This is a genomic window from Nocardia carnea NBRC 14403, from assembly GCF_000308515.1.
Classification (GTDB): domain Bacteria; phylum Actinomycetota; class Actinomycetes; order Mycobacteriales; family Mycobacteriaceae; genus Nocardia; species Nocardia carnea.
Genome location: NZ_BAFV01000057.1, coordinates 123746 through 147922, shown reverse-complemented (window position 1 = coordinate 147922; position 24177 = coordinate 123746). Strand labels below are relative to the sequence as shown.

The following is a 24177-nucleotide window of genomic DNA, read 5'->3' as shown; positions in this document are numbered from 1 at the left end:
GCAGGCGGAGGCCTCCCCGGACGCCATGCTCACCGTGACCGATATCCGGTTGAGTCGCCACGCGGGCTTCGACCGGGTCGAGTACTACCTGGGCGGACCGGGAACCCCGGGGTGGAGTGTGTGGTACACCGGCCGGGCCGTACAGGACGGGAGCGGCCGGGAGCTCGAGGTGGCAGGCGATTCGGTACTCGAGGTGCGGATCACCGGTTCGGCCTATCCGTTCGACAGCGGGGTGGCGCCCTACGCCGGACCGGACCCGGCCACCGATCCGGCGGTTCCCGATATCGCCGGGGTGTATCGGACGACGGTGTTCGAAGGGATCACCCAGTCGTTCATCGGAGTCGCCGGCGACGAGCCCGGCTTCACCGTTTCGGCGGCCACCATGCCGAACCGGCTGGTCGTCGACGTAGCCACGGGTCAGTGATTCCGGGCACGGGTATCGGTTGATCGACAATGCGGGCCTGGGCAGCCGGGAATCGTCTCGACACAGTACGGTTGTCAGCACCGGCGGCTCAGATGTCCGGCGCGCCGGGGCGAGAATACGGGGTCGTGGGCATCCGAGGGGAGTTTCAGATCGATGCGACGATTCGAACGAGCCGGCCTCGCCGCCGCACTGACCGCGCTGGTCGCCGGTGGGTTCCTCGCCGCCTGCTCCACGACGGTGACCGGTACCGCCGAGGTGAATCAGAGCGAGTTGCAGCTGTACACATCGGAGATCAAATCTTCCTCGGCCGCGGCGTCGTCGTCACGGGCGGCCGCCGCCGAGGCAGCCGCGACCGATGTATGTGAGGCGCTGCGCGATAACAACAATCCGGCGGTCGACGCCTTCAACGCCTATATCGATGCCAGCGACAACAAGGCGCCGGATGAGGGGCCCAAGAAGGATGCCGCGGTCACTGCGTTGCGCGATACCGCCGGCAAGATCGACGAGCAACTCAGTCCCGATGTTCCCAACGACGTCTCGTCACCGATGCGCACCTACCGCGACAATCTGAAAACCCTGGCCGACCTTCTGGAGCGCAATGCTTCGGTGGAAGAGGTCAACGGTCAGATCGATTCGTTCAACGCTGACAAGGACGCCGCCTTCGACGCCTGCAAACCGTACTGAGCCGGCACCCGGTCAGTCGTAGAGACCTTCGACGTACCAGTGATCGTCCCGGGCGAGTAGCAGCAGGCTGTGCGGTCCGGGTAGTTCCACCTGGGCGCGGGCGGTCGGGGCCGCGCCGGGCGCCCACCAGAGCTCATCGAGTAACCAGGGCCCGGCCCACGCGGTGAGCCGCCAGCTCGACCGGCCCCAGCGCAACCGTGCGGGCGGGCTGCTGAACAGTCCGCGTGCGGTGATCCGGACGGGAGTCCCGTCGGCTGCTTCGAGCGCGATACGCGGGCGGTCGCGCATGATGACGGCGGGGGCCGGTTCCGGTATCCGGCCCGGCCAGGGCGGCGCCGGATCGGTATCCGGTGCGGGTTCGTCGCCGAACGTGACCATGGTGACCCGTTCCGCGGGCCCGCGGCCGCCGCTGAGCACCCCCACCCGCACCGCGTCCCCGCCGAGCAGGCCCTGGACGCGGACCAGGGCGCGCAGGGCGCGTTCGTCCCCGGACCCCGCATCACCCCACAGTCCGAGCTGCAGGGCGGCGGCCGGTGCCACCTCCACCGGTATCAGGTGCAGCACGGTGATCGCGGCGGTGGGCCGATCGCCGGCCGGCCGGGTGAGCCAGCCGTCCAGTTGCCAGCGCACGCGGTCGGCCACGCCGTCGGCGGTCAGCGGTTCGGCGCAGCGCCAGACCCGCGAAAGTTCTTCTCCGGCCTCGGTTTCCGCCCGGATCTCCAGCCGGGTGCAGGCCACCGACGCTGCCGACAGGTTCGCGGTGAGCCGGGTGGCGAGTAGCCGGCCGGCGAAGGCCGCGGCGTCGACCCGGTCGATCGGTGGCTCGCACGGCAGCCGGACCGCGACCTCCGGGGGCAGGGCTCGGGGTGCCGGCGGACGATCCGATAGTGCCCGGGCGAGCCGGTGGGCCACGATCGCGTCCGCGCCGAACCGTGAGGTGACCTGTGCGGTCGTCAGGGCGGCGAAATCCCCGATGCGGCGCAGCCCCAGCCGGTGCAGCAGATCCAGCAGCGCAGCGCGTTCCCGTTCCGCGGGGCCGGGTTCGGCCGCCAGTTCGGTGATCGGCAGCGGCGCCAGGAACCGGGCATCCCGGCCGGGCGGTACGAGGGTGCTGTGCCGGGCGGCGATGATCGCGGTCGGGAGTTCGTCGGCGATCCCGATCCGGGCCTCCACCCCGGCGGTCGCCGCCGCAGCGAGTAATTGCCGCACGGCCGCCTCGGCCGATCCGAAATATCGGATCACGCCGCGCGCGGGCAGGACGAGCAACCCGGGGCGCAGTACCTCGACCCCGGAGGCGAGGCTGTCGACGGCCGCGGCGACCGGTTCGAACAACCGCGCGTCCCGGTCCGGATCGGGCGCTGCGATATGGAGTTCCGGGCAGCGGCTCTGCGCCTCGCGTTTACGCATAGCGCGGCGCACTCCTGCCTCGCGGGCGGTGGCCGAACAGGTGATCACCCGGTTCGCATGCACAATCGCCACCGGCTGTTCCGCGGACAGTCCGGCCCCCGCCGCCGCCGCGACCGCGGGCCAGTCGGGGCACCAGACCGCCAGCACCCGTGTCGCCGGGCGCGGGCTCATCGGTCCACCGTTCTGCGCCGGAATGTGGCTGATCTGCGAGCGTGCCCGGGAGATCCGGAAGAGCGCCGGCACACCGCGCCGCCGATCAGGTGGGGGCGCCGCATGGGTTCGATGCGGGTGCGCCGCGTGGAATGGGTGCGGGGGCGTCGCGTGAATTCGGCGCAGGCCGGCTGGAGCGTTCGGGCGTTCACCCCGCTGCTCGGCCGGAGTGCCCGATGGAATTCTCCGGCCCGCCGAGCCGAGTGGCCGCCACCCGACCGGGACCCCGGAGCGAATATGTTGCCGATCTGTGGAGCCGGCCGAGCGGGCTTGTCGCCGGACGGGGGCAGTTCCCAGTACGCGCAATGAGCGGGGAGGGCGATACCGGGCGGGGTCAGGTCAGGAAGCAACTGAGTCCTCCTGGCTCGATGTTTCCGGCTGGTCCGAGGTGTGCGCGGCGGCGATCTCGTCGAGAGCGATCCATTCCACCCGGCCGCCGATCGGGCGCGCGGTAAGCCGGCCCCGGCGCGGGCTCCCGGCTCTGGTGCGGGCTTCGATATCGAGGCTTATGGAACGGATCCGCCCGTTGCCCGTACCGAGCCCGGTGTAGCCGGCCACGCGGCTTTCCAGGCTCAGGTCCGGCGCGGGCCAGTTACCACCGGTGACGAGCAGGGTGGCCCCTTTTCCGCGGGCTTTCGCGGCGAGCACCCGGGCGCGGGCGGGCGGAACAACGGCCGTGCCGAGGCCGAGTACCACCAGATCCATCCCGTCCAGCAGGACCGCCGCCACTTCCATCGGGTCCTGGCCCGCGTCGGGGATCACCGCGAGCCGGTCCAGCCGGGCGCCCATTTCCACGGCGGCGAGCAGGCCGAGCCGGGGCAGGCCGACCGCGGCCGCGTGCCCGCCCGGCCCGGTGACCGCGGCGAGCAAACCGGCCAGCAGTGTTCCGGCGCCGCTGTAGGACACCACCGATCCTTTGACGAGTCCGCGGTCGGGCAGCAGCGGAGCGAGCGCGGGCGGTACGGGAAGTACCTCGCGACCGACTGTGGAGGCCGGGGCGACCGGTGCCCGGGTACCGGCAGTGGTGCGGGGTACGACAGCGGATCCGCGGGCGCATCCGCTGCTCGCCCGTGCCCGGCGCAGTTCGGCCAGTTCACGCAGCCGTGCCCCGCTCGCCTTCGGTGCTCGTGCCGTCATCACTCATCACCCACTTTCCGTGCCGATGCCGGAGGGCCGGGTGGCGTCACCGAGGTGGTCGGCGCCGCCCCGGCTACTTCCTGTTTCGAACATACATTCGACAGCCTAGCGTCGGAAGACCTGAGCCCGGAAGCCTCCCCGGGCAACTACGACCCGCTGTAGTGAATGCCGTCACGTGTCACCGGCCGCCGTTCCCGAAACCGGCCAGCTACCACCGAATTCGACTAGTCTCACAGCATGATCGATCGCCCCCGTCCCATCGTCGGCCCCGATTATCTGGTGGCCGGCCGGTACCGCCTGCAGTCGAAACTCGGCGGCGGCGGTATGGGCGCGGTATGGCTGGCGCACGATCGGCTGCTGGACCGGGACGTCGCCATCAAACAGGTGCTGTCCACGGCGGGCCTGGACGAGGCGGAAGCCCGCAAGGTTCGCGATCACATCGTGCACGAGGGGCGAGTTGCGGCCAAGCTCTCGCATGAGCACGCCATCGCCGTCTACGACGTGGTGCTCGAAGCCGGTGAACCCTGGCTGGTGATCGAGCACCTGCCCTCACGCAGTGTCGCCCGGGCACTCGGACTGGTCAACACGCTACCGGTGATCGAGGTCGCGCAGATCGGCGCGCAGGTCGCCGACGCGCTCGCCGCCGCGCATACGGTCGGGATCGTGCACCGCGATATCAAACCGGGCAATATCCTCGTCGCCGACCGGGGGCCGGGGGTCGGGATGGCGAAGCTCAGCGATTTCGGTATCTCCCGCAATGTCACCGAGGCCTCCGACGAACCCGACGGCACGATCACCGGCACCCCCGCGTACCTGCCGCCGGAGGTGGCTCGCGGCGCCCAGCCCACCGCCGCCAGCGATGTGTTCTCGCTCGGCGCCACCCTCTACACCGCCATCGAAGGTCAGCCGCCGTTCGGTATGGACGACGACAGCGACGCCATCGTGGAACGTGCCGCCATGGCGCAGATCAACCCGCCGACGCGCAGCGGCGTACTCACCCGCGTGCTGCTGCACATGATGGAACCGGCACCGCAGCGCCGCCCCAGCATGGCGCAGGCGCGGGAGGAGATCCTGGCCGCCGCGTTCGGCCCCGGCGCCGCCGACAACATCCTCGGCGCCCCGGTGCGCACCGAGGACGGCACCATCCCCGCCTGGGCGGCCCGTAACTCCGCCGCCGGGCTGCGCAGCCCCCGATCCGGCCCGCTGCCCCGCCGCGCCCAGTCGCAGCCCGCGAACCCGGCCCCGGCGCCCGTTCAGCAGATCGGCCGCGGGGGTTCCGGGCAGTCGCCCAGCCCCACCGTGGCCGTCACCATCGGCCTGTTGATCGGGTTGGTCATCATCATCGTGATCCTCATGATGGTGATGTGACGAAAGCGGCCGTTGCCGCAGTGATAGGCAAATGCCTCGCATTATCGGATTCGCCACGGTGCGCACAGCCGATATTCCGGGTCCGCCGAGGTCGGGCGCGGACAATCGGATCCGTTTCGTGGACCGGTCCGTGACCCACGGCGGCCCGTCCGGCGGTAAGGTCCGGTTTGTCTGTCTTTTCGGCACACCCCGGGAACTTCGCCAGGGGTAGTGATCGTTGGATGGACAGTTGGATATCGAGTAACAGCTCGAGCCGACGGTCGTGCTCCGGTATGGCCAACGAACTCCGAGAAAGGGATTTGCGGTGCGCGCCACAAGCAATCCGGTATTCAAAAATCTGCCGAAGCAGGAAACCGGCTACGCGAGCTTCGGCTCGGCTGCTGCCGGCGCGGGACAGCTGGGTTACCAGTACGGCAACCAGCAGTACCCCCCGCAGTACCAGCAGCAGCCCTACCCGCCCCAGGCGCCGACCCGGTCGCTGACCATCGACGATGTGGTCACCAAAACCGGGATCACACTCGGCGTGCTCGCGCTGTCCGCACTGGTCACCTACATTCTGACCAGCGCCAACACCGCGCTCGCCCCGATGTTCGTCATCGGCGGCGGCATCATCGGCCTGGTCTTGGTCCTGGTCGCCACCTTCGGCCGCAAGATGGACAACCCCGCCATCGTGCTCGCCTACGCGGTCGCCGAAGGTGTGTTCGTCGGTGCCCTGTCGTTCATGTTCACCGATATCACCTTCGGTGGCGCGGGCGGCGCGGGCATGATCGGGCAGGCCGTCCTGGGCACCTTCGGTGTGTTCGCCGGCATGCTCGTCGTCTACAAGACCGGCGCCATCCGGGTCACCCCGCGGTTCACCCGCATGCTCATCGGCGCCATGATCGGCATCCTGGTGCTGATCGTCGGCAACCTGGTGGCGAGCTTCTTCACCGACGGTGGTTTCGGCCTGCGTGACGGTGGCCCGATCGCGATCATCTTCAGCCTGGTGGTCATCGCCATCGCCGCGTTCAGCTTCCTGCTCGACTTCGACGCCGCCGATCAGCTCATCCGCGCCCAGGCCCCGCCCAAGGCGGCTTGGGGTGTGGCGCTCGGCCTCACGGTCACCCTGGTCTGGCTCTACGTCGAGATCCTGCGCCTGCTGAGCTACTTCCAGAGCGACTAGTAACCCGGCCGCTTCAGCGCGGTCAGAACATCAAAGAAGGCGGTCCCTCACGGGGCCGCCTTCTTTTGTGGCGTTTCGCTGTCTGTGCCCGAGTCGGTTCAGGGAAGAACCTGGGGAACGACGTCGGGATTCACCGCACCGACCAGCGCGCCGATCAGCCCACCGAGAATCGGCCCACCGGAACCGGTGGCCGATCCGACCGCCGAGCCGATCCCGGCTCCCAGCGCAGCGCCGTTCAGCACTGGATCGGGGTACTGGGCGCCCGGGTTGGTAGTGACGTCCTGCGGCTCCTCCAGCGGAATACCGGCAACCGGCGTAGCCCGCGTTTCGGCCGTCGAGCCGGCGTCAGCGGAGGAGCCTCCGGCGACGACGGTGGTGGCGATCAGCGGCAGCGCCGAGACGACGACGGTTCTGAGGATTCTCTTCGAGATCATTGTTCGCCTTTCGAGCGAGTTGCGAAGCAGCCGAAGAATATCCGTCAACACAAACAATCACCACCGCTGGCAAGGCTTCGGACATTCAATGCTGTAGCCGCGCTCGCCGCCTCGGCGCGTCAGTTCCCCGACCCGGCTCTGCTCACGGATCTGGTAACCGCGACCGGCGCATTCGACGGCGGGCCGTGAAGAAAGCTCTTCACGGCCCGCCGGGATTACGATCGGCTATGTCACCGATCAGTCGGTATCACCCCGTCGCCGCCGGTTGGTGCGTTCGCCCGGATACCCTCACCGCCGACGATGGCCTGTAATGCCGCGATATGGCCGTCGAAGGCTTCGCGGCCGGTGTCGGTCAACCGGGCCCGCACTTTCCGGCGGCTGCCGTCGAGGCGGCGTTCGGTGGTGACGTAGCCGGCTTCTTCGAGAGTTGTGAGCTGTTTGGACAGTGCCGAGTCCGACAGCCCCAGCCGATCTTTGAGAAACGCGAACTCCGCCCAGTCCGCCGCGGCCAATGCCGCTACCAGCGAGAGCCGGGTGCTGGGGTGGATCAGTTCGTCGAAGCGTGCCGGTGTCATGCTCGTGCCCAGCGCCGTAGGAGTCGCAGGATCTCCGGCCCGCCGAACCCGACTACAGCCGCGACCAGCGCGGCCGCCCATATGCCTGGGTGCTCGGCACCGTCGGCAGCCAGCGCGAATGCCGCACCCACGGTGATCACGACGAGCCCGATCAGCATGCCGATGACGAGCAGCGGTATCCGCTGACCGGCTACGGCCGCGCTGACCTGCAGTTTGTTCGTGCGCCGCCGCCCATCCAGCAGACGGGCGGCCAGCAGTGCATGCCCGGCCCCGAAGGCCAGGGTGGCGATCGTGGCGAGCCACCACGGTCCCAGTGCGCCGATTACACCCAGTACCAGCCAGCCGGCCGCCATTGCCCACCAGTAGCCCCGGGGCAACCCGATTTCCTCGGCCACCCGGCGCTGTGCTCGATCGGCCGTATCGAGTGCGGCGCGAGCCTGTTCCGCAGCGATGTCATCCATGTCCAACCCCACTTTCCTGTATGGAAAGTGACGATCCCACTTTCCTGGCGGGAAAGTCAAGGGTGGATGTGAGTTCGGGGCACCTTCTCCGCCGTCGGCCGAGTGTCCGAACAGTGTCGGAGCAGCGGAAAAACCAGTTGTCCACGTTGGGCGAAATGCACAAGGTGTAGGCCATGGACCTGGACTGGAACGCGGAAATACGAGCGCAGCTGGAAACGCATTGGGTCAGGCAACTGCGCACCAGGCTCGATGGGCTCACCGACGAGGAGTATTTCTGGGAGCCGGTGCCGGGTATGTGGTCGGTTCGACCGGCGGAGGGCGGATTCGTCTGCGATTTCGCGATACCGCCGCCCGAGCCGGCTCCGGTGACATCCATCGCGTGGCGGCTCGGGCATGTGATCGTCCTGCTGGAGGCGGGCCTGGAAAGGTTCGGCCATCCGCCCGTCGATTTCGCCTCGTTCCGCTACGCCGGGACAGCGGCGGCGGCGCTGGAGCAACTCGACAGTGCTTACCAGGCGTGGGTCGGCGGTATCGCCGGTCTCGGTGTCACCGGACTGGCGGAACCGGCGGGACCGCCGGGCAGCATGCTCGCCGACTGGTCGACTGTGGGGATCGTGCTGCATACACAACGCGAACTACTGCACCACGGTGCGGAGATTGCGCTGCTACGGGATCTCTATCGAGCCGGTCTTCGCTGACGATCGGTTGCTGGATTCCACTGCACCGTCGATCGACGGTGACAGCCGTCGGCTGCTGGTGCCGGTGCACAAGTAAGGTCCGGTACGAAATCAGGTTCCGTACCGGACCTTGCTCATGGATACATTTTTCGGCGCAACCGGCAGGAGCGCGACACTCGAGACTTCCCGCTCTGCACCGGCCGGTTCATCTCCGGTGTAGAGGCTGAACCGGCGGCGGGGTTCGAAGCGGAGGAGGGAAAGCCGGGGTCGACGGGGCCCCGGCCCGCGCAGCCGGAAGCGGCGCGATCAGCTCAGGCGTTCGATGATCATCGCCATACCCTGACCGCCACCGACACACATGGTCTCCAGACCGAACTGCTTATCGTGGGTCTGCAGGTTGTTGATCAGCGTGGCGGTGATGCGGGCACCGGTCATACCGAACGGGTGGCCGAGGGCGATGGCGCCGCCGGAGACGTTCAGTTTGTCCTCGTCCATGCCCAGTTCGCGGGCCGAACCCAGGACCTGCACGGCGAAGGCCTCGTTGATCTCGTAGAGGTCGATATCGCCGATGGTCTTACCGGCCAGCTTCAGTGCCTTGCGCACTGCTTCGATCGGGCCGAGGCCCATGATCTCGGGCGACAGGCCGGAGACACCGGTGGAGACGATGCGGGCCAGCGGGGTCAGGCCCAGTTCTTTGGCCTTGGTATCGCTCATGACCACCAGCGCCGCGGCGCCGTCGTTGAGCGGGCAGGCGTTACCGGCGGTTACTGTGCCGTCGGGACGGAACACCGGCTTCAGCTGCGAGATCTTCTCGTAGGAGGTGCCGGGGCGGGGGCCGTCGTCGGTGGAGACGACGGTGCCGTCGGGCAGGGTTACCGGGGTGATCTCGCGTTCGAAGAAACCGGATTTGATGGCTTCCTCGGCGCGGTTCTGCGACCGCACACCCCAGTGGTCCTGGTCCTCACGGGAGATACCGGTGAACGAGGCGACGTTCTCCGCGGTCTGGCCCATGGCGATGTAGATATCGGGCAGGTCGCCGTTTTCGCGCGGGTCCTGCCAGCCGGCGCCGCCCTGCGCCCGGGTGGCGGTGCGCTCTTCGGCGGTCGCGTACAGCGGGTTGTGGCTATCGGGCCAGCCGTCGGCGGTGCCCTTCGGGAAACGCGACACGGTTTCCACACCGGCGGAGATGAACGCGTGCCCCTCACCGGCCTTGATCGCGTGGAACGCCATCCGGGTGGTCTGCAGCGACGAGGAACAGTACCGGTTCACGGTGGTGCCGGGCATGTAGTCGTAGCCCAGCTGGGTGGCGACGGTCTTGGCGATATTGAAGCCCGCTTCACCGGCCGGCTGCCCGCAGCCGAGCATCAGGTCGTCGATATCGGCGGGAGACAGGGCGGGGACCTTGTCCAGTGCGGCGCGCACCATCTGTGCGGCGAGGTCGTCGGGCCGCATGCTCACCAGCGACCCCTTGTTGGCGCGTCCGATGGGAGAGCGAGCAACGGAAACGATGACGGCCTCTGGCATGAGGACTCCTTAGTCGAGGAGTGTGCGCGATCCGAAACTGCCCGATCACGCACACTCGCGGGGTACGATCCCTTCGAATCTACGTCGCGGGGGCCTGTGGGGAAATATCCGCCGTGGCCATATCCCGCTGACCGAGCGCGACCAGCAGTTCCGGTAGCAGATGGTCGGCGGCCAGCGCGTAGCCCGCAGCCGAGGGATGGAAGCCGTCGGCCGAGAACAATTGTTCGGGCGCGGCCCGGAAATCCTTGCTCAGCAGATCGCCCATCGCCACGATCCGCCCGCCGGCCGCCCGGGTGGCTGCCGCCTGCGCCCGGGCCAGTTGCACGCTCCACCGTTGCACCACGGTGCGCAGCGGTTCCGGGATGGCGGTGACGCTGCCCAGGTCCGGGCAGGTGCCGACGACCACGATGCTGCCCGCGCCGTGTAACCGGCTCACCGCCGCGCCGAGCCGTTGTGCGGAGCGGCCGATGGAGTGTTTTTTGGTGACATCGTTGGCGCCGACCAGGATCACCGCGGCGTCCGGCGGCGGCCCGGCCACGAACATCGCGTCCACCTGCCCGGCCAGTCCTTTGGAGGTGGCGCCGGATATCGCCTTGGTGCTCAACCGGATCCGCTGCCCGGTGGCATCGGCCAGACCGTGTGCCAGCCGGACCCCGGGGACTTCGGCGGCGGTCCGGCAGCCCAGACCGGCCGCGGTCGAGTCGCCGAAGATCATCAGGTGCAGGTCGGCGTACTTGCCGGTGCGCCAGGGTTCGTGCCCGTCCGGTGCGTAGATCCCGTCGGCTTCGGGCGGCTTGGAGGTATCGCGGCCGATCATGCCACGGGCGGCACCCGCCTGGGTGGTGAGCAGTCGATAAGCCGCCCACGAGACGGTCCCCGCCCCCGAACCGAGCGCAACCGTAGCGGCCCCGGCCACCGCGGCCGTCCGCCATCCGATCCGAGTCTCGCTCATGTGCAGCGATTTTACTGGCTCCGCGGCGACGGTTCCGGCCACGCGCGCCGCGGCTGAAAGACTGCCGTTCGGGCGGGTACTTCGCCCGAACGGCTATCACGTCCCGCCTGATCAGCTCAGCCGAATCGGGTAGCCCACCGCCGGGGAGATCGCGGCGGGTCCGACCTTCGGCCGCCGAGGTCTCCCGGCTCCCGCGAATATGGACCGCGTAGGCAACGCGGTATTCGCTCCGGCCACCCGCGGTCTGCTCGCCTCGGTGGCGGTACGGCTCCTCCGCGCCACACCGCGCCGACTCCGGTGGACACACCAGAAACCGGAAGATATTCCACCGGTTCAGTGAATCCGGGCTCAGGCCGGGACCGTGAAGCTGCCGTGGGCGGGGATGCTTGCGTGGTTCGTTGTCACGGTGACCTCCACACGTCCGGGTCCGGTGTCCTGGAACAGGGAGTACTGGATGCTGCCGTAGATGCCGGTCACCACATTGTTGACGTAGCTACCGGTGGCGCCCGTGTCGAGATTGCGCCAGGACACCGTGGTCATCACCTCGCACAGGGGAGCGAAGGGGTGGACGCCGGAGCCCACGCCGACGACCGGGTTGGCGCGGACGTTGATCACCGCACGACCCGGCCATTGCGGGCTGGTGTCGGCCCAGGTGCGGATGCTGGTTCCGCACAGCCCGCCGTAGGCCAGGGTGGGGACATCGGGGAAGGAGTGGGTCGCGGCGCCGGCCGGTGCTGCGGCCGCGATCAGCGCTATCGCCGATCCGGCCAGAAACACGGTGGCGCGCGCGAGCTTCGGCAGCCTCATAGGTACCGGATCCTAGATGCTCGGGCGCGGCGCCGCCGGATTTGCGGGCGGTGACGCGGTAGGAGTGGCGGACCACGCCGAGGCCACCGGCAACGCCTCTGCAACGATGGGGGTATGCGCATCGCGGATCATGTCGTGGACCTCATCGGCAACACCCCGCTGGTCCGATTGAACTCGGTGGCTCCCACTGGGGCCGGGCTGGTGGCGGCCAAGATCGAGTACCTGAACCCCGGCGGTAGCTCCAAGGACCGTATCGCGGTGAAGATGATCGAGGCGGCCGAGAAGTCGGGCGACCTGCAGCCCGGCGGGACCATCGTCGAACCCACCTCGGGTAACACCGGTGTCGGGCTGGCGCTGGTGGCGCAGCAGCGCGGATACCACTGTGTCTTCGTCTGCCCGGACAAGGTCAGCGAGGACAAGCGCAACGTGCTGCGGGCCTACGGCGCCGAAGTGGTGGTGTGCCCGACGGCGGTGCCGCCGGAGCACCCGGACAGCTACTACAGCGTGTCCGACCGGTTGACGCGTGAGATCGAGGGCGCCTGGAAACCGGATCAGTACTCCAACCCGAACGGCCCGGACAGTCACTACGAGACCACCGGTCCGGAGATCTGGCGCGATACCGAGGGCACGGTGACCCATTTCGTCGCCGGTGTCGGTACCGGCGGCACCATCACCGGCGCCGGGCGCTACCTCAAGGAGGTGTCGGGAGGGAAGGTGAAGGTCATCGGTGCCGACCCGGAGGGTTCGGTGTATTCCGGCGGTACCGGCCGGCCGTATCTGGTGGAGGGTGTCGGCGAGGATTTCTGGCCGTCGGCCTACGATCCGGCGATCCCGGACGAGATCATCGCGGTATCCGACGCGGACTCGTTCGATATGACCCGCCGCCTGGCGCGTGAAGAGGGGCTGCTCGTCGGCGGTTCGTGCGGGATGGCCGTGGTGGCGGCGCTCGAGGTCGCCCGGCGTGATCCCGACGCCGTGGTGGTGGTCCTGTTGCCCGACGGCGGGCGCGGTTATATGTCGAAGATCTTCAACGACCGGTGGATGAGCTCCTACGGGTTCCTGCGCACCCCACTGGACGGGTCCACCGCCGAAACCCTGGTCGGCGATGTCCTACGCGGTAAGTCCGGGGCACTGCCCGATCTGGTGCACACCCATCCGTCGGAGACGCTGCGCGACGCCATCGAGATCCTGCGCGAGTACGGGGTATCGCAGATGCCGGTCGTCGGCGCCGAACCGCCGGTGATGGCCGGTGAGGTGGCCGGCAGCGTATCCGAGCGGGATCTGCTCTCGGCCGTGTTCTCCGGTCGCGCGCAGCTGACCGATTCGGTGGCGCAGCATATGAGCCCGTCGTTCCCGTTGATCGGGTCCGGTGAGCCGATTTCGGCGGCCACCAAGGCCTTGTCGGATACCGATGCGCTCATGGTTGTCGAGGACGGTAAACCGGTCGGTGTGATCACTCGCCACGATCTGCTGGGCTTTGTCAGCACCGGACGGACTGTGCACTAGCAATTATTCCGCAATCCTAGGTTCGGCCAGCTCTCTCGGGGTATAACCAGTCCGGTACCGATCGTGGCAAATGCCACGTTCGTTCGGAGAGCGAAGGGAAGGGCTTGTGCGAACCTCGAGTTTGGCAATCGATTTCCAGCAGGGTTTCTCTGACGCATGGAGTTCGATAGCGACCTTCGTGCCCAAGCTCGCCGGCTTCCTGGTCATCCTGCTGATCGGCTGGATCATCGCCAAAGTTGTCGCGACGATCGTCGACAAGGTGCTGGAGCGGGTAGGTTTCGATCGTCTGGTCGAGCGCGGCGGCATCGAACGAATGCTTTCGCGCAGCAAATACGATGCCTCGGATCTGCTGGCGAAAGTGGCGTACTACGCGATCCTGCTGATCGCCTTGCAGCTGGGCTTCGGTGTTTTCGGGCCGAATCCGGTGAGCGATGTGATCGACGGAATCGTCGGCTGGCTGCCCATGCTGGCGGTGGCGATCCTGATCGTCTGCATCGCGGGCGCAATCGCGCATGCGGTGAGCGATCTGGTGAGCAATGCACTGGGCGGGCTGAGTTACGGCCCGATGATCGGGCGGATCGCGTCGGTGTTCATCTGGGGTATCGGCATCATCGCCGCACTGAACCAGATCGGTGTGGCCACCGCGGTCACCACACCCATCTTGATCGCGGTCCTGGCGACGGTCGGCGGAATTCTGGTGGTCGGTGTCGGCGGCGGTCTGGTGCGGCCGATGCAGCAGCGCTGGGATAACTGGCTGGGCGGGCTGGAAGAGGAGATGCCCGCGGTGCGCGGTCATGCCGAGGCCTACCAGCGTGGCCGCGAGGATGCGTCCCGGCAGCGGGCCGGTGCTCAGCAGCAGGCTCCCGGGCCCCGGAATCCGGAGCAGTGGGATCAGCCGCAGCCCGCACAGGGCGGATACCGCGGCGACCCCGGTGAGTTCGGGCAGCAGATGCCGGGTAGCGACTACCGGCAGCAGTACGGCAATCCCTACGGCGGCGGTCAACCGCCGTACGGTGGTCAGCCGCCCTACGGTGGTGGTGGGGAACCGCGCCACCTGCGGTAGCTCACTTCGTCACAACGATTCTTCCGCCGTGTGCCGGTTCCGGTACACGGCGGAAGGCTGTGCGGAGACTGTTTCGGCGAGCGGTCGTTGTCCCTCCGGGCTCCAACGGCTCCCGACCGGGCACACGCGGTTCCCGCAGTCGGCGCGCCACCGCCCGGCGTCGCACCCCTTTCGGGCCACGGTGCGAGTGAAGACCAGGGAGGTCAGAATGCCTTCGGTGCCGCGGGGGCCATGCAATAGGTGCTGTTCAGGCAAGCACCGGCCAGACGCAGATGCAGCCATTGTGCGGTGGCCCAGTCGGTCGGCTCGGTGATGGGTTCGGTCAGCTCGGACAGCAGTCCACGGATATATCCGGCCAGCAGGACGGTGGCCGGGATCTGCTCGGCCGAGTCGACGCCCAGATCGAGGATGTCGCGCACCGCGGCGGCGTGCTGGTCCAGTTCCGCGGACACTCCCGGCAGCGCTGCCGCGGCGGCGAGTGCCGGGGCCCCGTGAGTTCGGTGGATACCCTCCAGGAAACGTCGGGCGGAGATTTCGAACAAACGGGGACCCAGGGCGAACATTGCACAATCGTAACAACACGCGGCGATTTATCGAATTGTGATATTCGGCGCAATTCCGCAGGTGAAACGTGGTGGAAGGATCAGCTGCGGCGGCGCACCGGTTCGGCTCCCGTGATCAGATCGGTCCATTCGTCGGCGAGCAGGGCCAGCCGGTACCACGCCGCGTGCACCCGCTCGTCGGATACGCGTTCGCAGTGGTGCAGCAGATGGTTCGCGTGTACATGTGCCGCGGCCATCCGGTCGATCGTCGTCCCCAGTGAATCGGCGCGCAGCCGGTGGGGCCGGGCCGCGGTGGCGGCAGCACCGATCCAGCGGTCGATCAATTCGACCACCTCGGTGCGGCGGCAATCTATCCCGGCCGTCGACAGCGGATCGCCGTGCCGGCTCCGGTGCAGATGCGCCAAGGCGTTCGCCCATGTGAGCAACGGTTGTCCGGCCGGTTCGTATTCGGCGGCGGTGAACGCGGCGACGAGCTCGCGCTGATCCGGTAATCGCAGGGCGGCCGGGTGAGCGCGCGAATTCCGCACCACTCTCGAATTCGGGGCGGCTGTGGCTGTATTGGCAGGCCGCCGATTTCCCGGTCCGGGCGACTGCGGATTCATAACGCACCTCCGTGTACTTCACCCGGGACGTTCCCGACCCGCCTCGGGTGCGATATCAGCGTGCGCTGCCTGCCCGGCAAATGGGTGACATGAAGATGGCCCGAGAGTGACGGTTGGTGACAATATGCTCACCTCGGGCGGGACGCGTTGTGAGGCAGTGTATTCGCCGCGAACTCCGGGTGGAGCGTGCCGAAATGACAAGTGGTGCGGGCTCGCTCGCTGCGGGCGGGCTATCGAAGAACCGGCAGTAGGAATTCGCGCCGAATCCCGAATTCCGGGCCCGCCGGGGTCGTGGCCGCGCGGGGCGGTGGCGGTACCCGTCCTGCGGCGGCCGAGCTGCGGCTTCCGGCCCCGGCACGCGCGCGGGACACAAGACCCGACCGGCGTGCAGCAACCCGGAACACGACGTTTATGGTGGGGTCATGAGCGAACTGGGATTCACCACCAGGGCTGTACACGCCGGTTACGATCCCGATCCGCGCACCGGCGCGGTGAATGTGCCCGTGTACGCCAGCTCCACTTTCGCCCAGGACGGTGTGGGCGGGCTGCGTGACGGGTACGAATACGCCCGCACCGGCAACCCCACCCGCACGGTGCTGGAGGCCAACCTGGCCGCCCTCGAATCGGGCCGGTACGGCCGGGCGTACGCCTCCGGTATGGCCGCCACCGACTGTGCGCTGCGGGCGATGCTGCGGCCGGGCGACCATATCGTCATCCCGGACGACGCCTACGGCGGCACCTTCCGGTTGATCGACAAGGTCTTCACCGGCTGGGGGATCAGCTATACGGCGGCCGCCGTCGCCGATATCGACGCGATGCGCGCCGCCATCCGGCCCGAAACGAAGCTGATCTGGGTGGAAACGCCCACCAATCCGCTGCTCAATATCGGTGATATCCCGGCGCTGGCCGATATCGCGCACACCTCCGGCGCCAAACTGGTGGTCGACAACACCTTCGCGACCCCGTACCTGCAGCAGCCGCTGCTACTCGGCGCCGATGTGGTGGTGCATTCGACCACCAAGTACCTCGGTGGCCATTCCGATGTGATCGGCGGCGCGCTGATCACCGACGACGCCGAACTCGATGCCGCGTTCGCCTTCCTGCAGAACGGTGCGGGTGCCGTCCCGGGCCCGTTCGACGCCTTCCTCACGCTGCGCGGCACCAAAACGCTGTCGCTGCGGATGGACCGGCACTGCGACAACGCCGAAACCCTCGCCGAGTTCCTGTCCCGGAATCCGGCTATCAGCAAGGTCATCTATCCCGGTATGCCGGAACATCCCGGCCATGCCGTCGCGGATAAGCAGATGCGGCGGTTCGGCGGGATGATCTCGGTGCGGCTCGCCGGTGGACTCGAGGCCGCCCGGAAGCTGTGCTCCCGAACCGAGGTGTTCACCCTCGCCGAATCGCTCGGCGGTGTGGAATCGCTGATCGAACATCCCGCCGCCATGACCCACGCCTCCACGGAAGGCTCCGATCTGGAGGTTCCGGCCGATCTGGTGCGCCTTTCGGTGGGGATCGAGGACATCAGCGATCTGCTGTCCGATCTCGAGCAGGCGCTGAGCCGATAGGGGCGGCAGGGAGAGACGAATATGAACGAGCGGCCGCATCCGGGAACTCGGATGCGGCCGCTCGTGTCGTTGCCCGGCTCCGCGGCGCGCTACGCCGCGGCCGTCACATCAGCTGTGGTAGGGCTCGGCGCTGACCAGCGTCACCTTCATGGTGTTGCCGTTGGGCAGGGTGTATTCGCGGGTTTCGCCGACCTTCGCGTCGATCAACGCGCCGCCCAGCGGGGAGCTGGGGGAGTAGGTCTCCAGGTCGCCGTCGCTCATGCCTTCCTCGCGGGTCGCGATGAGGAAGGTCTCGGTATCGTCTTCGTCACCGTCGTAGTAGACCTTCACGACAGACCCCGGCAGCGCGACACCGGACTTGGTGGGCGCCACGCCGACCTTGGCATTGTTCAGCAGTTCCTGCAGCTGCCGGATCCGGGCTTCCTGCTGGCCCTGTTCCTCGCGCGCCGCATGGTAGCCGCCGTTCTCCTTGAGATCGCCCTCTTCGCGGCGCTCGTTGATCTCGGCGGCGATGACCGGACGGTTGGCAATGAGCGCGTCGAGTTCGCTCTTGAGCCTGTCGTGCGACTCCGGGGTAAGCCAGGTCACTTGGGTCTCAGTCATCTCGATCACTCCCTAGTAGTTGTCCCCGGCAGGCCGGGATTCCTGATCACTGCCGCACGACCCACCCGCAGGCAGGCATGCTTCAGCCGACGGCTATCGCGATCTGCGGGAAGTTCGAATACCCCGACAGCCTGATGCCGGACCCTTTCGCCTTCCCGGCATCGACCGCGTCGGCCGCCAATGCAGCAAACACGGCTCCGTGCCCCGGAACCGTGTGTGAAGCCATTTTAGCATGAATCACAAAGATGCAGGTCGGAGAGTTTTTACTGGAGGGTCCGCAGTGTGAGAGCCGAATTCACTCGGTTTTGAGATACCCGGGCACGTTGTCGGTGCAGGTGTAGATCGCGGCCGAGGCAGGCGGCTCGCTCGTCGCGATAACGGTGCTCACCTGAACTGTCTGCTCCGCACCCGAGGGGGCGATCACGACCTCGCGGCGGCCGATCTCGACGAGGTCGCGGGACATGGCCCGGACCACGCACACCACCGGTACCGACGGGTCGGACCGGGTGAGCCGGATCCGCAGTTCCACCGAGGAATCGTCGAGCACCGAATAGCCGAGCTGTTCGGATTCGATGTCCTTCGGTCCGAATTTCGTCCAGCCCACATAGGCGATCCCGATACCCGCCAGGACCACTACGCCGGTGAGCAGCGCGCCCATTCGGCGCCATCGTTTCGGGTCCGGGGTGCGGCCGTAACGGTCGGTGTAGTGGTCGTCACTGCCCGCGCCGGTCTCCCCGCGGGAGGCGCCGGCGGGATCCGCCGCGTCGGTGCGCCCGGGGTCGGACGTGGGCTCGGTCATTATCAGGTGCTCCCGGGGGGTAGGTCGGAACAGAATGGGTCCGGATGGAACTATAGGTAATGAAGTCCGAACACCCGCGACCGAGAGCGACGGTGAACGAGAAGTGAGTGGCCTTCGCCTCATGGCGGTGCACGCCCACCCCGACGACGAGTCCAGCAAAGGCGGTGCCACCACCGCCCGCTATGCCGACGAGGGCAATGACGTCCTCGTCGTCACGCTGACCGGCGGTGAACGCGGCAGCATTCTCAACCCTGCCATGGACACCCCCGGGGTGCTGGAACGGATGAACGAGATCCGGCGCGAGGAGATGGCGGCCGCGGCCGCCGCCCTGGGCGTGCGGCAGACCTGGCTGGGTTTCATCGACTCGGGGCTGCCGGAGGGCGATCCCATGCCGCCGCTACCCGAGGATTCCTTCGCCCTGGTACCGCTCGAGGTGGCCACCGAGGCACTGGTCCGGGTGGTCCGCGAATTCAAACCCCATGTGATCACCACCTACGACGAGATGGGTGGCTACCCGCACCCCGACCACATCCGCTGCCACGAGGTGTCGGTGGCGGCGTACGAGGCCGCGGGTGATCCGGAGAAGTTCCCGGATGCCGGAGAACCGTGGACGCCGTTGAAGCTGTACTACGACCACGGGTTCTCGATCCGGCGGATGGAGATTTTCGCCGAGGAGTATGCCCGGATGGGTGAACCGTTCCCGATGCAGGAATGGCTGGACCGCTCCCGCAAGTACGCGGTCGAACGGGGCGACATCATGGCCAGGGTGACCACCCAGGTGGAATGCGGTAAATACTTCCCGCGCCGCGACGATGCCCTGCGCGCGCACGCCACCCAGATCGATCCCAACGGTGCCTTCTTCGCTGTCCCGATAGAGATGCAGCAGCGGTTGTGGCCGACCGAGGAGTTCGAATTGGCCCGTACCCGTGTGCGCACCGATATCCCGGAGACGGACCTGTTCGCCGGCATCACCGATGAGTACCGCTGATGATCGTGACGCAACTCTCCGTATTCGCCTCTGAGGTGCTGGCGCAGACCCCGGGCACCCCCACCGGCCCGGAGTTCGGTAAGGCTTCCCCGCTCGGCCTGGCGGTGGTGCTGATCCTGCTCGCCGGGACGTTCCTGCTGGTCCGCTCGATGAACCAACATCTGAAGAACCTGCCGGAAACCTTCGAACCCGAACATCCCGAACCGGACCAGGCGGCCGACGAGGGTACCGACCCCGGCGCGGCGCGCCGGACCGAAGAGTCTTCGAACGGTGCCGCAAGCGATTCCGAGCGGTCTCCCTAGCTGCCTCTGCCCCGTCCGGCGGATTCATGCCGGCTCGGGACCCGGGGCTACCAGTCGAGCAGCCCGAGTCGGTGCAGATGCCGGAACACCATCAGTGACCCCGGCGCGACCTCGGGCATGGCCGCGTACTCGCCACCGCTGAAATACCGGAACTCCGCGATCTCCCCGGTGGGCCTCGGCTCGTCGGTGACCTCGGCGAGAAAGCAGGTCATATGCAACTGGGTTCCGCTCGCGTGGCCGTACGCCTCTGCCCGGAAAACACCCAGTTCGCTGACCTCGGCGACCCCGACCCCCAGCTCCTCCCGGATCTCCCGGTGCAGCGCCTGTAGCGCTGTCTCGCCGGCATCGATCTTGCCGCCCGCCATGTAGAAAACGGACTTTCCGACCGAACGGGTCTGGATCAGCCGACGGTCACGAATATGGGCAAGCGCGGCGGTTCTGATCACAGGTGCACAGTAGAAGACGACACAGGTGTCACCTGGTTACGGGTCGGGCCGCACGACCGCACCCCTGAAACGCGCACCGCCCCGGGACAGTTGTTCAGCACTCGTTCGGCGCCGGGTCGCCACGCAGGCGCCCGTCGATCCAGCCGCTGAGTTCGGGATAACCGCTGACGTAACCGAGCAGGTGCTCGCCGCCGACCACCCGGAACACGCCGGGAACACCGCGATCGCACTGTTGGCGATACATGCGCTCGGCGTCGTCGAGCGGAATCCACGGATCGTGCAAGCCGTGGTAGATGAACAGCGGCACCGTCGACGTCCGGTCTGTCAAGTCCAGCTGCTCGAACACCTTCGCGGCGAACGGGGTGTCGAGTGCGTTCGCGGTGTTCGCCGCGACATCGATCGGAATGCCGACCACACCGAGCGGTCCGGAGGTGTCGCCGCAGATATCACGCAGCGGTGAGGAGGCGACCCATTGCCCGAGATGGTTCATGTGCTGCAGGATTTCGGGACGTTCCCGCGAAACGGCCAGCGCTACTGTCAAGAGGATCCCGGACGAGATATTGCCGTTGAACTGGTGGGCGACGTTCGCATTGTCGGTGACCAGGCCACCTGCCGCCGCGCCCACCAGCGAATCCGCCAGTTCCGGTGCGTACTCGTCGAGCAGCATCGCCGTCGCGTAGGCGGCGATGGCGCCACCGGAATAGCCGACGGCCACGTAGCGGCTGTCACCGAATTCGGCCGGTTCGTGGGCGCGGACAGCGCGAATCGAATCGAGCATCACGTGTCCGGCGATATTGGGCTCGGCGTAGGCCATCAACGGGCCCTCGTGGTCCGGCATGAGGACCGCGTATCCCTTGCTCAGCGCCCACCACACCGACGGCAGGAAGACCGGGAAATCGCCGTTCGGCCGATCCAGGAGATCGTGCGACAACTGGAAGCCGGGGGTGCAGTGCGTACCGAGCGAATTGATCGGCATCGCGTTCACCTCCACCGGGCGCGGCCCGGGGCCGGTCCATTCGGTCGCCGGGACGATCAATGTCGCGGTACCGAAAGAAGGACCACCCGTGGCGGAGGTGGACCGGAACTTCAACAATGTTGCCCGGGCGATGGGGGTCGCCATGCGCAGGGCGGCAGTTGCCGTGATGTCACGCGTTTCGATGATCTGGCCGGGGGTCAGTTCAGCGAGGTCGGTGGGCCAGGTGTCGAAGATCGGGTCGTCGACCGCCGACGGCAGAACCCCCCGCCACAGCGTCTCGTCGGGTTCGTCACCTGTGAATTGTGGTGGAGCCGGGATCGTGTTGTCGATCCACTCCTGCATAGGTGACGGATTCGGCCCTACCGGCTCTGTCGAGGGATCCGCGTGGGCGTGCCCGCCCAGCGAAGCACAACCGACAAACACCGTAACCATGATCGCCAGAAGCGACTTCACGCGTACCTCACCCTCTGTTCACCACACTCGCACCAGTATCGGCAGCCGCCTCCGACGAGCCGCAAACCGAGGCGCGAGATCGGTGCAATCTCACAGTGAATCATCCGTGCAGCCTGTGGTTTTCGCCACGGTGCCGACCGGACCAAGATCAGTAGAATAGCTGCGCTGCTCGAAACGCACATGCGTCACAGCGTTCGGCGACGAGTCGGCATCGATCAACAAGGCTGCCCGAAATGCCTGTTGTCGCGGACCTGTTCACCGATCGCTGAAGGATGTGCAATGAACAATCGACATGCGCGGCTCTCTCGCGGGCGGTCGTTACGCATGCTGATGATCACGAGCACGATCGGTTGCCTGCTGCTGACCGGACAGCATTCTGCCGCCGCCGAACCGGCGACACCGTCCGAACTGCAGGAACAGATCGATGAGGTGATACCCGCACCACCTATAGCGCCGGCCGCAGCGCCATCGCACGCCGATATGTCCCCCGAACTCGCAGCACTGTGGCGCGCGGTGCAGTCCTCGCCGACCGGCGATTCGCTCTTCGATACATGGCCGGAGAGGCTGGGTGATTCGAAACCCGGCGATATCCTCGAGCAGCGCGATGTGACCGCTACGGCAGGTGAGGTGATCGGCGCGCCCGTCGGCCGCGCACAGTTGCTGAAATACCGTTCGACCTCCGCGAACGGCGAACCCTCCTATGGCACGGCAACATTGGTGACACCACCCACCGCATGGACCGGGCCCGGCACCCGGCCTGTCCTGGTCGACGCCCGGCCGATCAACTCTCTGGGCAAGCGTTGCACACCCGGTTACGTGCTGGCACACGGTCTGCTCAGCGGCGGTAACGTGAGTGGAAGCAGCGCCACCGATGCGTTCCCGCCGACCGCCGCCACGGCCCTGAGCCGGGGCTACGCGGTCCTGATCCCTGATCACGAGGGGCCCTGGATGGCCTATGCGGAACCCAATGTCGCCGGACAGGTCATCCTCGACGGGATCCGCGCCGTCCGGTCGCTACCGGGGGCCGAATTCGCCGACAGCCGTGTCGCCGTCGGCGGATACTCCGGCGGCGGGATCGCCTCCTATGCGACGGCCATGCTGCTCGACGAATACGCGCCGGACCTGACCGACGTCGTCGTCGGTGTGAGCACCGGCGGGCTCGTCACCGACAACCGCGATATCGCCGACCGATTCAACGGCAATTTCGCTTCCGGGGTCCTCCTGGTCGTCGTGCTCGCGATGGCCCGTGAGCATCCCGAAATCCTGGGGCACCTGAACAACCTGGCGCAGTGGGCGGCGACCTCTCCCATCAAGAACGCCTGCGGGGAAGTCGCGGGCCCGATGGGCGTGGTCGGGATTCCGATCGATGTGGCCGCGAACATCGCCAACCCGCTCGACAGCGATATCGCCGAAGAGGTCTTCGCGCGCACAGACCTGAGCGACCACAAGTCCGGGGCGCCGCTGTACATCTATCACGCGGCGCACGATCTGTGGATACCCATCGAAGGAGCTCGTGTGCTCTACCGGCAGCAGTGCGCACGTGGCGTTCCCGCGGTGTTCCGCAGCGAACCCGGTGAGCATGTGACCGGCCTCGGCACCGGTTTCCCCGGTTCCTTCGCCTGGCTCGACGCCCGGCTACGCGGCGAACCGGCCTCCGACGAATGCGGGTAGAGGCCGGCTACCCGGCTCGGCCGTTTCTCAACGTCCGAGCACGGCCTCGACCGCTTCGACGATGGCAGTGGGTTGTTCGATCGGAATCCGGTGACCGGCGTGCTCGGCGACCGATATCTGCCCGTACGGTGATTGCCCGGCCAGGGCCCGGTGATCGGCGTCGAGGTGTGCCAGCTGTGCCGCCGGCATCCTGGGGCGTTTACCGGCGGTGACGACGCGTAGCGGGACGGCGGGAAAGTTGCTGTGCCGGCGTGCTTCCGCTACCTCCTGTACAGCATTCTGCATACCGTCCAGTGTTGTCGCCAAGCTGCGTAGTGACCGCGCGTTCTTCCCGGTGAACGGCGCACTCAGCCGCAACAGGAGCGGTGCGAGCGCGAAAGATGCCTTTCGGGCGAGGGCCGAGCCCGGTGGCTCCCGCGTCGCGGTCGGGTCCACGAAGACCAGGCCCGCCACGTTTCCGGGATGACGCAGGGCGTACATCTGAGTGACGAGCCCGCCGTAGGACCAGCCCACGAATACCGCGGGTAGTTCCGCATCCAGGACGACAGCGAGCCGGTGCAGATCTTCGGCCATTTCCGTGATCGTGCGTGCCTGCGTTCCGGTCGATCCGCCGACCCCGGCGCGGTCGTAGGTGATCACGGTCGCCCGCGCGGCCAGCGCGGCTTCGAGTTCCTCGCCCCAGCCCTCGACGCCCTCTCCGGCGCCGCCGCATTCCAGGATCACGGTTGGGCCGCTGCCGCGGATCCTCGCGCGCAGCAAATGATGTCCCGTATCGATCATTCTCGGTGTTGCGACTCTCGTGGGCTCCCTATCCA

The 24177-nt window shown here is 67.4% G+C and carries 26 protein-coding genes; 11 read left to right on the top strand and 15 right to left on the bottom strand.

Going from position 1 to position 24177, the window contains the following annotated elements:
- A partial coding sequence (locus tag ON22_RS21675) for an AMIN-like domain-containing (lipo)protein (RefSeq protein ID WP_043740447.1) occupies positions 1-424 on the top strand: 424 nt, incomplete at its 5' end.
- 153 nt (positions 425-577) lie between these two features.
- Complete coding sequence (locus ON22_RS21670; protein WP_033243414.1) at positions 578-1108, top strand: Rv2240c family protein; 531 nt, start codon at positions 578-580, stop codon at positions 1106-1108.
- Between the two features lie 12 nt (positions 1109-1120).
- Here the strand turns inward: ON22_RS21670 and ON22_RS21665 are convergent, their stop codons facing one another.
- Positions 1121-2686 (bottom strand): DNA polymerase Y family protein, encoded by a 1566-nt coding sequence (locus tag ON22_RS21665; RefSeq protein ID WP_033243695.1) that lies wholly within the window; start codon positions 2684-2686, stop codon positions 1121-1123.
- A 378-nt stretch (positions 2687-3064) separates the two neighbouring features.
- Positions 3065-3862 (bottom strand): DnaE2-dependent mutagenesis accessory factor ImuA', encoded by a 798-nt coding sequence (gene imuA' / locus ON22_RS21660; RefSeq protein ID WP_033243413.1) that lies wholly within the window; start codon positions 3860-3862, stop codon positions 3065-3067.
- A gap of 237 nt (positions 3863-4099) precedes the next feature.
- On the opposite strand from imuA', the gene ON22_RS21655 reads away from it, so the two are divergent.
- Positions 4100-5230 carry a serine/threonine-protein kinase gene (locus tag ON22_RS21655; RefSeq protein WP_033243412.1) on the top strand — a complete coding sequence of 377 codons (1131 nt, stop codon included), beginning with the start codon at positions 4100-4102 and terminating at the stop codon, positions 5228-5230.
- Positions 5231-5534: 304 nt separating this feature from the next.
- Positions 5535-6392: a Bax inhibitor-1/YccA family protein gene (locus ON22_RS21650; RefSeq protein WP_033243411.1), complete on the top strand. Its 858-nt coding sequence runs from the start codon at positions 5535-5537 to the stop codon at positions 6390-6392.
- Between the two features lie 98 nt (positions 6393-6490).
- Here the strand turns inward: ON22_RS21650 and ON22_RS21645 are convergent, their stop codons facing one another.
- The 3 genes from ON22_RS21645 to ON22_RS21635 form a co-directional block, all read right to left on the bottom strand.
- The gene (locus ON22_RS21645; RefSeq protein ID WP_033243410.1) at positions 6491-6826 is read right to left on the bottom strand and encodes a hypothetical protein; all 336 of its coding nucleotides are present in this window, start codon (positions 6824-6826) and stop codon (positions 6491-6493) included.
- Positions 6827-7056: 230 nt separating this feature from the next.
- On the bottom strand, positions 7057-7401 hold the full coding sequence (locus tag ON22_RS21640; RefSeq protein ID WP_033243409.1) for a transcriptional regulator: 345 nt from the start codon (positions 7399-7401) through the stop codon (positions 7057-7059).
- Positions 7398-7862 carry a hypothetical protein gene (locus ON22_RS21635; RefSeq protein ID WP_033243408.1) on the bottom strand — a complete coding sequence of 155 codons (465 nt, stop codon included), beginning with the start codon at positions 7860-7862 and terminating at the stop codon, positions 7398-7400. The genes ON22_RS21640 and ON22_RS21635 overlap by 4 nt, the downstream gene beginning before the upstream one ends.
- A 173-nt stretch (positions 7863-8035) precedes the next feature.
- Here ON22_RS21635 and ON22_RS21630 point away from each other — a divergent pair, with 173 nt between their 5' ends.
- Positions 8036-8560 carry a DinB family protein gene (locus tag ON22_RS21630; protein ID WP_197039649.1) on the top strand — a complete coding sequence of 175 codons (525 nt, stop codon included), beginning with the start codon at positions 8036-8038 and terminating at the stop codon, positions 8558-8560.
- Between the two features lie 285 nt (positions 8561-8845).
- On the opposite strand, the gene ON22_RS21625 is transcribed toward ON22_RS21630, so the two are convergent.
- The 3 genes from ON22_RS21625 to ON22_RS21615 form a co-directional block, all read right to left on the bottom strand.
- Positions 8846-10063, bottom strand: coding sequence for an acetyl-CoA C-acetyltransferase (locus ON22_RS21625; RefSeq protein ID WP_033243407.1), 1218 nt, complete (start codon positions 10061-10063; stop codon positions 8846-8848).
- A 79-nt stretch (positions 10064-10142) separates the two neighbouring features.
- The gene (locus ON22_RS21620) at positions 10143-11015 is read right to left on the bottom strand and encodes an SGNH/GDSL hydrolase family protein (RefSeq protein ID WP_033243693.1); all 873 of its coding nucleotides are present in this window, start codon (positions 11013-11015) and stop codon (positions 10143-10145) included.
- 348 nt (positions 11016-11363) lie between these two features.
- Positions 11364-11822, bottom strand: coding sequence for a hypothetical protein (locus ON22_RS21615; protein ID WP_033243406.1), 459 nt, complete (start codon positions 11820-11822; stop codon positions 11364-11366).
- Between the two features lie 114 nt (positions 11823-11936).
- Here ON22_RS21615 and ON22_RS21610 point away from each other — a divergent pair, with 114 nt between their 5' ends.
- Both ON22_RS21610 and ON22_RS21605 read left to right on the top strand, forming a co-directional pair.
- Positions 11937-13328, top strand: a complete 1392-nt coding sequence (locus ON22_RS21610; protein WP_033243405.1) for a cystathionine beta-synthase — start codon at positions 11937-11939, stop codon at positions 13326-13328.
- 106 nt (positions 13329-13434) lie between these two features.
- On the top strand, positions 13435-14391 hold the full coding sequence (locus tag ON22_RS21605; RefSeq protein ID WP_081595742.1) for a mechanosensitive ion channel family protein: 957 nt from the start codon (positions 13435-13437) through the stop codon (positions 14389-14391).
- 203 nt (positions 14392-14594) lie between these two features.
- Here ON22_RS21605 and ON22_RS34810 read toward each other — a convergent pair whose 3' ends face one another.
- Complete coding sequence (locus tag ON22_RS34810; protein ID WP_051157916.1) at positions 14595-14954, bottom strand: DUF6401 family natural product biosynthesis protein; 360 nt, start codon at positions 14952-14954, stop codon at positions 14595-14597.
- 80 nt (positions 14955-15034) lie between these two features.
- Positions 15035-15484, bottom strand: coding sequence for a DUF4254 domain-containing protein (locus ON22_RS21595; protein ID WP_051157915.1), 450 nt, complete (start codon positions 15482-15484; stop codon positions 15035-15037).
- A gap of 494 nt (positions 15485-15978) precedes the next feature.
- On the opposite strand from ON22_RS21595, the gene ON22_RS21590 reads away from it, so the two are divergent.
- A complete protein-coding gene (locus ON22_RS21590) occupies positions 15979-17124 on the top strand; it encodes a cystathionine gamma-synthase (RefSeq protein WP_033243404.1) in 1146 nt (381 codons plus the stop codon).
- A gap of 108 nt (positions 17125-17232) precedes the next feature.
- On the opposite strand, the gene greA is transcribed toward ON22_RS21590, so the two are convergent.
- Together greA and ON22_RS21580 are read right to left on the bottom strand one after the other, a co-directional pair.
- Positions 17233-17727 (bottom strand): transcription elongation factor GreA, encoded by a 495-nt coding sequence (gene greA / locus ON22_RS21585; protein ID WP_033243689.1) that lies wholly within the window; start codon positions 17725-17727, stop codon positions 17233-17235.
- 295 nt (positions 17728-18022) lie between these two features.
- Positions 18023-18526 (bottom strand): DUF4307 domain-containing protein, encoded by a 504-nt coding sequence (locus ON22_RS21580; protein WP_033243403.1) that lies wholly within the window; start codon positions 18524-18526, stop codon positions 18023-18025.
- 121 nt (positions 18527-18647) lie between these two features.
- On the opposite strand from ON22_RS21580, the gene mca reads away from it, so the two are divergent.
- Both mca and ON22_RS21570 read left to right on the top strand, forming a co-directional pair.
- Positions 18648-19514: a mycothiol conjugate amidase Mca gene (gene mca, locus ON22_RS21575; RefSeq protein WP_051157914.1), complete on the top strand. Its 867-nt coding sequence runs from the start codon at positions 18648-18650 to the stop codon at positions 19512-19514.
- Complete coding sequence (locus ON22_RS21570; protein ID WP_033243402.1) at positions 19514-19816, top strand: hypothetical protein; 303 nt, start codon at positions 19514-19516, stop codon at positions 19814-19816. The genes mca and ON22_RS21570 overlap by 1 nt, the downstream gene beginning before the upstream one ends.
- Positions 19817-19863: 47 nt before the next feature.
- Here ON22_RS21570 and ON22_RS21565 read toward each other — a convergent pair whose 3' ends face one another.
- Both ON22_RS21565 and ON22_RS21560 read right to left on the bottom strand, forming a co-directional pair.
- Positions 19864-20262, bottom strand: coding sequence for an NUDIX hydrolase (locus ON22_RS21565; RefSeq protein WP_033243401.1), 399 nt, complete (start codon positions 20260-20262; stop codon positions 19864-19866).
- A gap of 94 nt (positions 20263-20356) precedes the next feature.
- Positions 20357-21580: a lipase family protein gene (locus ON22_RS21560; protein WP_051157913.1), complete on the bottom strand. Its 1224-nt coding sequence runs from the start codon at positions 21578-21580 to the stop codon at positions 20357-20359.
- A gap of 390 nt (positions 21581-21970) precedes the next feature.
- Between ON22_RS21560 and ON22_RS21555 the strand changes: the two genes are divergently transcribed.
- Entirely contained in the window at positions 21971-23362 is a 1392-nt protein-coding gene (locus tag ON22_RS21555) for a lipase family protein (RefSeq protein ID WP_231508503.1), read from the top strand.
- A 27-nt stretch (positions 23363-23389) separates the two neighbouring features.
- On the opposite strand, the gene ON22_RS21550 is transcribed toward ON22_RS21555, so the two are convergent.
- Positions 23390-24142: an alpha/beta fold hydrolase gene (locus tag ON22_RS21550; RefSeq protein ID WP_033243398.1), complete on the bottom strand. Its 753-nt coding sequence runs from the start codon at positions 24140-24142 to the stop codon at positions 23390-23392.
- Positions 24143-24177 lie beyond the last annotated feature (35 nt).

Bases quoted from the DNA above. Each gene is read 5' to 3' on its own strand.
- ON22_RS21560 (WP_051157913.1), bottom strand. From the start codon at position 21,580: ATGCAGGAGTGGATCGACAACACGATCCCGGCTCCACCACAATTCACA.
- ON22_RS21630 (WP_197039649.1), top strand. From the start codon at position 8,036: ATGGACCTGGACTGGAACGCGGAAATACGAGCGCAGCTGGAAACGCAT.
- ON22_RS21670 (WP_033243414.1), top strand. From the start codon at position 578: ATGCGACGATTCGAACGAGCCGGCCTCGCCGCCGCACTGACCGCGCTG.
- ON22_RS21640 (WP_033243409.1), bottom strand. From the start codon at position 7,401: ATGACACCGGCACGCTTCGACGAACTGATCCACCCCAGCACCCGGCTC.
- ON22_RS21610 (WP_033243405.1), top strand. From the start codon at position 11,937: ATGCGCATCGCGGATCATGTCGTGGACCTCATCGGCAACACCCCGCTG.
- ON22_RS21620 (WP_033243693.1), bottom strand. From the start codon at position 11,015: ATGAGCGAGACTCGGATCGGATGGCGGACGGCCGCGGTGGCCGGGGCC.
- greA (WP_033243689.1), bottom strand. From the start codon at position 17,727: ATGACTGAGACCCAAGTGACCTGGCTTACCCCGGAGTCGCACGACAGG.
- ON22_RS21590 (WP_033243404.1), top strand. From the start codon at position 15,979: ATGAGCGAACTGGGATTCACCACCAGGGCTGTACACGCCGGTTACGAT.
- mca (WP_051157914.1), top strand. From the start codon at position 18,648: ATGGCGGTGCACGCCCACCCCGACGACGAGTCCAGCAAAGGCGGTGCC.
- ON22_RS21615 (WP_033243406.1), bottom strand. From the start codon at position 11,822: ATGAGGCTGCCGAAGCTCGCGCGCGCCACCGTGTTTCTGGCCGGATCG.
- ON22_RS21580 (WP_033243403.1), bottom strand. From the start codon at position 18,526: ATGACCGAGCCCACGTCCGACCCCGGGCGCACCGACGCGGCGGATCCC.
- ON22_RS21645 (WP_033243410.1), bottom strand. From the start codon at position 6,826: ATGATCTCGAAGAGAATCCTCAGAACCGTCGTCGTCTCGGCGCTGCCG.
- ON22_RS21625 (WP_033243407.1), bottom strand. From the start codon at position 10,063: ATGCCAGAGGCCGTCATCGTTTCCGTTGCTCGCTCTCCCATCGGACGC.
- imuA' (WP_033243413.1), bottom strand. From the start codon at position 3,862: ATGACGGCACGAGCACCGAAGGCGAGCGGGGCACGGCTGCGTGAACTG.
- ON22_RS21635 (WP_033243408.1), bottom strand. From the start codon at position 7,862: ATGGATGACATCGCTGCGGAACAGGCTCGCGCCGCACTCGATACGGCC.
- ON22_RS21570 (WP_033243402.1), top strand. From the start codon at position 19,514: ATGATCGTGACGCAACTCTCCGTATTCGCCTCTGAGGTGCTGGCGCAG.
- ON22_RS21550 (WP_033243398.1), bottom strand. From the start codon at position 24,142: ATGATCGATACGGGACATCATTTGCTGCGCGCGAGGATCCGCGGCAGC.
- ON22_RS34810 (WP_051157916.1), bottom strand. From the start codon at position 14,954: ATGTTCGCCCTGGGTCCCCGTTTGTTCGAAATCTCCGCCCGACGTTTC.
- ON22_RS21555 (WP_231508503.1), top strand. From the start codon at position 21,971: ATGAACAATCGACATGCGCGGCTCTCTCGCGGGCGGTCGTTACGCATG.
- ON22_RS21655 (WP_033243412.1), top strand. From the start codon at position 4,100: ATGATCGATCGCCCCCGTCCCATCGTCGGCCCCGATTATCTGGTGGCC.
- ON22_RS21665 (WP_033243695.1), bottom strand. From the start codon at position 2,686: ATGAGCCCGCGCCCGGCGACACGGGTGCTGGCGGTCTGGTGCCCCGAC.